The organism is uncultured Dialister sp. (assembly GCF_900538805.1).
GTDB lineage: Bacteria > Bacillota > Negativicutes > Veillonellales > Dialisteraceae > Dialister.
The window spans coordinates 1-5,799 of sequence record NZ_UPZP01000121.1 but is presented as its reverse complement, the minus strand read 5'-3'; the positions used below and the strand labels follow the sequence as shown (position 1 = coordinate 5,799).

Below are 5,799 nucleotides of genomic sequence, written 5' to 3'. Positions count from 1 at the left end.
GCAGCGACCTGAAAATCACGTGAGACGCTTTCCCGTGGAGCAGACGCCGCCGCAGGCGGCAGAAGGGGTGCATTTCCTCGCGCCATAGGCGCGGTTGGCTTATTTTCCCTCGCCCGCCAGGGCGATTATAAAGGTTTTATAAAAACTGGCGGCGCAGCCGCCTACCAATCCCCTTTGAACCTTCTGCACCCTTTGAACCCTTTGAACCCTCACGCCAAAGGCGTGTCAAAGCTACGCCCCTTTCACTTCTTTATACATTTCATCCATAAACCCGGCCATCCATTTCATTTCATCTCCGGTAATGCCTTTTTTATTGATATTCATCTTGGCCATACTGCCGGGAAGGAGACGGATATAGGGAAGCATGGTTCTGGGGAGTTTCATGGGATTCCAGCCCCGCATGGGGTCTTCGTCGGCCCATGTAATGATGAAGGAGGCGCCGCTGTCCATAATGCTTCCGATGCCAAGCTGCCTTGCCTTCACGCGGATTCGGGAGATGTGGAACAGTTTTTCCACCGGTTTGGTGGGAGTGCCGAAGCGGTCCACCACTTCATCGATGAGATCGGAAAGGGCCTTGTCATCTTCCACCGCTGCCAGGCGGCGGTAGATTTCCATTTTCTGTTCTTCATTGGAAATATAACTGCTGTCCAGATAGGCGTCCTGGCGGAATTCGATGGTGGTGTTAGGCAGCTTTTTGGGAAGGGGCCTGTTTTCCCTCTTGGCCCGAAGCTTTTCCACCGCTTCTTCCAGCATGGTGCAGTAGGTGGCAAAACCTACGCTGGCAATATTTCCATGCTGGGCGGCGCCCAGAAGGTTGCCGGCGCCCCGGATTTCCAAGTCCCGCATGGCCACCTTGAAGCCGCTGCCCAGTTCTGTGAATTCGCGGATGGTGTCCAGTCTTTTTTCCGCCACTTCGGAAAGTACTTTCCCCTTCCGGTAGAAAAACCAGGCCCTGGCAATTTTTTCAGACCGTCCTACGCGGCCTCTCATCTGGTAAATCTGGGAAAGGCCCATGCGGTCCGCATCGTACACCAGCATGGTATTGGCATTGGGCTGGTCCAGTCCGTTTTCAATGAGGGTAGTGCAGAGGAGTACATCGTATTTCCTGTCATAGAAATCAAGCATCACCTTTTCCAGCTGCCTGCCTTCCATGCGGCCGTAGGCTACGCCGATGGTGATATTTTCCGGAAGGATGCTCCTCAAATGATCCAGCATGGCCGGCATGGTTTCTATGCGGTTGTACACGAAATAGGTCTGTCCTCCCCTTTCCTTTTCACGAAGAATGGCGTCCCTGACGATGGTATCATCGTATTCCGTCACATAGGTCTGGATGGCGTGGCGGTTGGAAGGGGGCGTGGTAATGGTGACCATATCCCTCACGCCGGTTAGGCTCATGTGGAGGGTACGGGGAATGGGCGTTGCCGACAGGGTGAGCACGTCAATGCCGGCGGACCAGGATTTCCATTTTTCCTTCTGCACCACGCCGAAGCGCTGTTCTTCATCCACCACAAGAAGTCCCAGTTTCCTGCATTCCACCTTCTTATTGAGCACCGCATGGGTGCCAATGACCACATCAACATCCCCGTCCTTCAAACGGCGGAGAATGTCTTTTTTCTCCTTTGCCGTGGTGAAACGGTTCAGAAGAGCCAGGTTCACGCCGAAGCTGTCCATGCGGTCCTTGAAATTTTTGTAATGCTGCTGGGAAAGGACAGTGGTAGGACAGAGCACCATGGCCTGGTATCCGCTCATGACGCATTTGAAGACCGCCCGCATGGCCACTTCCGTTTTACCGAATCCCACGTCGCCGCAGAGAAGCATATCCATAGGCACCGGTTTCTCCATGGCCTGCTTGATGCCGTCAATGGCAGTGAGCTGGTCCTCCGTTTCCACGAAGGGGAAGGTGTCTTCGAATTCCCGCTGTTCCGGTCCGTCCTTGGCAAAGGCAATACCCTTTGTGATTTCCCGTTTGGCGTAAATGTCAAGAAGCCTTTCCGCCAGCTCTTCAATGGATTTCCTGGCTTTGGAGCGGATTTTTTCCCAATGGGCCTCACCCATTTTGTTCAGCACCGGAGTGCCGCCTTCGGGGCCTATATATTTTTCCAGGGTGGAAATCTTTTCCACCGGCAGGTAGAGTTTATCGTTTCCTGCATACTGGATGGCAATGTAGTCCCGGTGCACACCGGAAAGCTCAATGGTCTTAATGCCCAGGTACTTGCCGATGCCGTGTACATCCTGCACCACATAGTCTCCGGGATTCAAATCGGAGAAGTAGCGGATCTGCCGCCCCTTGCCCGCACCTTTGACACGGCGGATTTTCTGTTTTCCCAGTACGTCGCCGGCGGTCAGGAGGGCCAGCTTTTCATCGGCCATTTCATAGCCCTCAGAAAGGACACCGTGCACCAGGGATACCATGGCCGGTGTCATGTTCTCTGCCAGGGGAATGTCGTAATCCCGGAGGATTCCTTTTAATTCCTCTTCTTCCGATGCCCTTGGCACCACGAAGAGAACTTTCCAGTCCTTCTTCAGGAGGGATTTCAGGTCCTCTATAAAAATGGGAATCTGCCGCTGGTAGTTGGTCATGGACTGGCCCTGCCAGCCGTAAACGACAGGTTTAAAAGCGGTGAGGGAGCGGTTCAGCAGGGAGAAAATGATTTCTCCATTTTTCTTTCTTCCCTTCCCCACCAGTTCTTCAAAGGGAAAAGCCTTTTCCCTGTTTTCCTTTTCTTCCTTGAAATAGCGCTTCAGGTTTTCTTCCGACCGCTGCGGTTCATCGTAAAAAATGAGCCCCCTTTCCAGATAATCGAAAAGGATGGATTTCTTTTCTTCCTTCAGGGACAGGGGCAGCACCATGGCCTTGTCAAAGTTTTCCATGGACCGCTGGCTGTCTTCGTCGAAGGAACGGATGCTGTCGATTTCATCGCCGAAAAATTCGATTCTAAGCGGATGGGCTTCACTGATGGGGAAAATATCCACAATGTCGCCGCGCACCGCAAAGTGGCCGCACCGTTCTACCTGTCCCACTCTTTCGTAGCCGGCGGAAACCAGCTTTTCCAAAAGATCCTCCCTTTCCCATTCATCACCCAGGGCAAAGGTGAGCGCATGGTCCTTCAGCGCTTCAGGAGAAATAATCTTCTGGGCTGCCTCTACGGAGGTGGCCAGAATTACCGCCTTTTTCCCTTCCATGAGAAGAGAAAGGGACTGCATGCGGTCCCTAAGACGCTCGGTTCCCGTAAAGGTGACATGGAAGCCCGCTTCCTCCACCAGCGGGAAAGGATGCACCTCAAAATCCGGCGCAAAAAAGGCCAAATCCTCTTCCCAGCGGAAAATATCCTTCTGGTCCGGCACGATAATGACTGCCCTGTCACAGGTCTTCAGAAGGGCAGCGGCAGCCAGTGCTTTCTGGGAGCCGGAAATACCGGTCATCATGAGGGGCTTTCCGCTCTTCATTTCAGCGGAACCCATAAGTTTTTCCTTCATTCTTTCCGCCAGCATGGGACCGGTGGTGCTGTCCAGGGAGAAGGACGCCCTGCTTTCCGTCAATGCCGCCTTCACGCCGGACAAAGAGGCTTCTTTTCTCTGTTCATTCATGGGCATAGCTCCTTTCCTTCTTCACCAAACTTCTCCAGGCCTTCATATCCATTCAGCGCCAGTATACGGTCATGAATGGTTTCATTTTCATAGCTGAAGTCCGGCCATATGTCTTCCAATGGAACCAGCACAAAAGGCCGCTCCCAGAAATAGGGATGCGGCAGACGGAGGAAATCCGTTTCGCTTCTCACTTTATCACTGTAAATGAGGTCCAGATCCAGGGTGCGGGGGCCCCAGTGGACATCCCGCTTCCGTCCGAAATCCTTTTCCACCTTGAGGAAAAGAGTCATAAGCTCTTCCGGAGCCCCATCCCATGCCACCAGTGCCGCCGCATTGATGAAATCGGGCTGGTCCGTTTTTCCCCAGGGTTTGGTCCTGTAGAAGGAGGAAACCTTCAGGATACGGAGATTCTCTTCCTTCAGCCTCTGTAACGCGCTTCGTAATATGCAGAGGGAATCTCCCATATTGGAGCCCAATGCCATAATATATGTATTCATCTGCCTCCATGCTGCAGGATATCCTGCGGCATCATCATTTCCTTTCTTTGCAAAGGGTGACGAAAACATCATCCAATATTCCCGGAATGGGAGAACCCGGTTTATGGACCGTGGTAATGACCTTCATCACCGGCGGGAAATTTTTCATGATATCACCGTTAATAACCCCTGCCAGTCTTTCCAGCAGCTTATAGGGACCTCCTTCGGCCCTCTTCTTCACCATTTCATATACCGCCACATAGTTGACAGAATCTTCCAGGGCATCCGTTTCCCCTACCCTGGACAGGTCCAGGTCCATTTCCACATCAATGTAGAAACGCTGCCCCAGCTTCGTTTCCTCCGGCTCATCGCCATGATAGCCGAAAAAGGCCATGCCCTTGAGATTAATATGGTCCATGTCATTCTCCCTTTCCCCGGAAAAGGCGGAGCGCATCCCACACCTTCAGTTCCCGGGCCGTAGTCTTCACATCGTGCACCCGGTAAATGGTACAGCCCTTTTCTGCGCCCCAGAGATTCACCGCCGCCGTGCCTTCATCCCGTTCATCCGCATCGGTGCCAAGGATGGTGCCGATAAAGCGCTTCCGGCTCACCCCAAGGAGCCAGGGACAGGGAAATGCCAGGGTTAATTCATCCAGCCTGGTCAGGATTTCCATATTCTGCTCTGCATTCTTGGAAAACCCGATGCCCGGGTCCAGGATAATATTGTCTGCCTTCACACCGGCGGAAAGGGCGATTTCAATGGATTTATCGAAGAAATGCTTCAAATCTTCGATAATATCAGCACCGTACTCTTCCGTTTCCTGATTATGCATGAGAATCACCGGCACATCAAAGGCAGCAGATACTTTGGCCATACTGCCGTCATCGTACTGGAAGCCCCAGATGTCATTCACCATGTGGGCGCCGGCGGCAAGGGCTTTTTCCATGGTCTCATAATGATAGGAATCAATAGAAACCGGCACCATGCTCACCTTCAGCACATCCGGAAGGAACTGCATGAGCCGCTTCGTTTCCTCCTCCGGCGTCAGGGTTACATGGCCCGGGCGGGTGGATTCAGCGCCCACATCAATGATGTCCGCCCCATCCCTAATCATATCGGTGGTATGGGAAACGGCCATGGTGTCTGAATTCCATTTGCCCCCATCGGAAAAAGAATCGGGCGTTACGTTGAGGATCCCCATAACCAGGGACCGTTCATCCAATTCCAGCTTCTTTCCATCCTTCCATTCATACAGCCGATGCTGTCTTTTCATGTTTTTCCCCCTCTTCGCAAAAGCGATGATTCACTATGAAAAATCATTTCCTACCATTATAGCACGGGCAGGAAGCTCCTGAAAAATTCAACAAAAAAAGCGGTATCCACCGCCTTTTTGTGCAAGACCGTCATTGAGGAGTATGACGAATCCGCAGTCCGATTGATAATCAGGGAAATAATCATCAATGAGACCGGACAGGTAAACCCGTCCCATGGCATTTCCTCCATGTAACACTATTATACAAAATTTTTCACAAAAATCCAATAGGGTTCAAAATTTTTTATATTCTTCCATTGGATTATGGAAAAGGTTCTTAAGATTGACCGGCCCGGTGGCCGGAGGGTTCTTAAGTTTGACAGCCGCGCTGCGGCTGAGGGTTGTGGTATCGCCCATGGAGCCACTGCGTGGCAGGGTTCAAAGGGTTCAGAAGGTTCATAGGGTTCAGAGGGGAAGGTATC

General features: G+C 52.2%; 5 protein-coding genes. All 5 read right to left on the bottom strand.

Going from position 1 to position 5,799, the window contains the following annotated elements; genetic code table 11:
* Positions 1–231: 231 nt before the first annotated feature.
* On the bottom strand, positions 232–3,588 hold the full coding sequence (gene mfd / locus QZQ29_RS08620; protein WP_296962359.1) for a transcription-repair coupling factor: 3,357 nt from the start codon (positions 3,586–3,588) through the stop codon (positions 232–234).
* Complete coding sequence (folK, locus tag QZQ29_RS08615) at positions 3,585–4,085, bottom strand: 2-amino-4-hydroxy-6-hydroxymethyldihydropteridine diphosphokinase (protein ID WP_296962357.1); 501 nt, start codon at positions 4,083–4,085, stop codon at positions 3,585–3,587. The genes mfd and folK overlap by 4 nt, the downstream gene beginning before the upstream one ends.
* 34 nt (positions 4,086–4,119) lie before the next feature.
* On the bottom strand, positions 4,120–4,482 hold the full coding sequence (gene folB, locus QZQ29_RS08610; protein WP_296962355.1) for a dihydroneopterin aldolase: 363 nt from the start codon (positions 4,480–4,482) through the stop codon (positions 4,120–4,122).
* Between the two features lies 1 nt (position 4,483).
* On the bottom strand, positions 4,484–5,338 hold the full coding sequence (gene folP / locus QZQ29_RS08605; RefSeq protein ID WP_296962353.1) for a dihydropteroate synthase: 855 nt from the start codon (positions 5,336–5,338) through the stop codon (positions 4,484–4,486).
* Between the two features lie 87 nt (positions 5,339–5,425).
* Positions 5,426–5,554 (bottom strand): hypothetical protein, encoded by a 129-nt coding sequence (locus QZQ29_RS08600; protein ID WP_296962351.1) that lies wholly within the window; start codon positions 5,552–5,554, stop codon positions 5,426–5,428.
* Between the last annotated feature and the right edge of the window lie 245 nt (positions 5,555–5,799).

What these genes read in the sequence shown, in the direction of transcription:
- mfd (WP_296962359.1), bottom strand. Translation starts at nt 3,588, where the DNA reads ATGAATGAACAGAGAAAAGAAGCCTCTTTGTCCGGCGTGAAGGCGGCA.
- folK (WP_296962357.1), bottom strand. Translation starts at nt 4,085, where the DNA reads ATGAATACATATATTATGGCATTGGGCTCCAATATGGGAGATTCCCTC.
- folB (WP_296962355.1), bottom strand. Translation starts at nt 4,482, where the DNA reads ATGGACCATATTAATCTCAAGGGCATGGCCTTTTTCGGCTATCATGGC.
- folP (WP_296962353.1), bottom strand. Translation starts at nt 5,338, where the DNA reads ATGAAAAGACAGCATCGGCTGTATGAATGGAAGGATGGAAAGAAGCTG.
- QZQ29_RS08600 (WP_296962351.1), bottom strand. Translation starts at nt 5,554, where the DNA reads ATGGGACGGGTTTACCTGTCCGGTCTCATTGATGATTATTTCCCTGAT.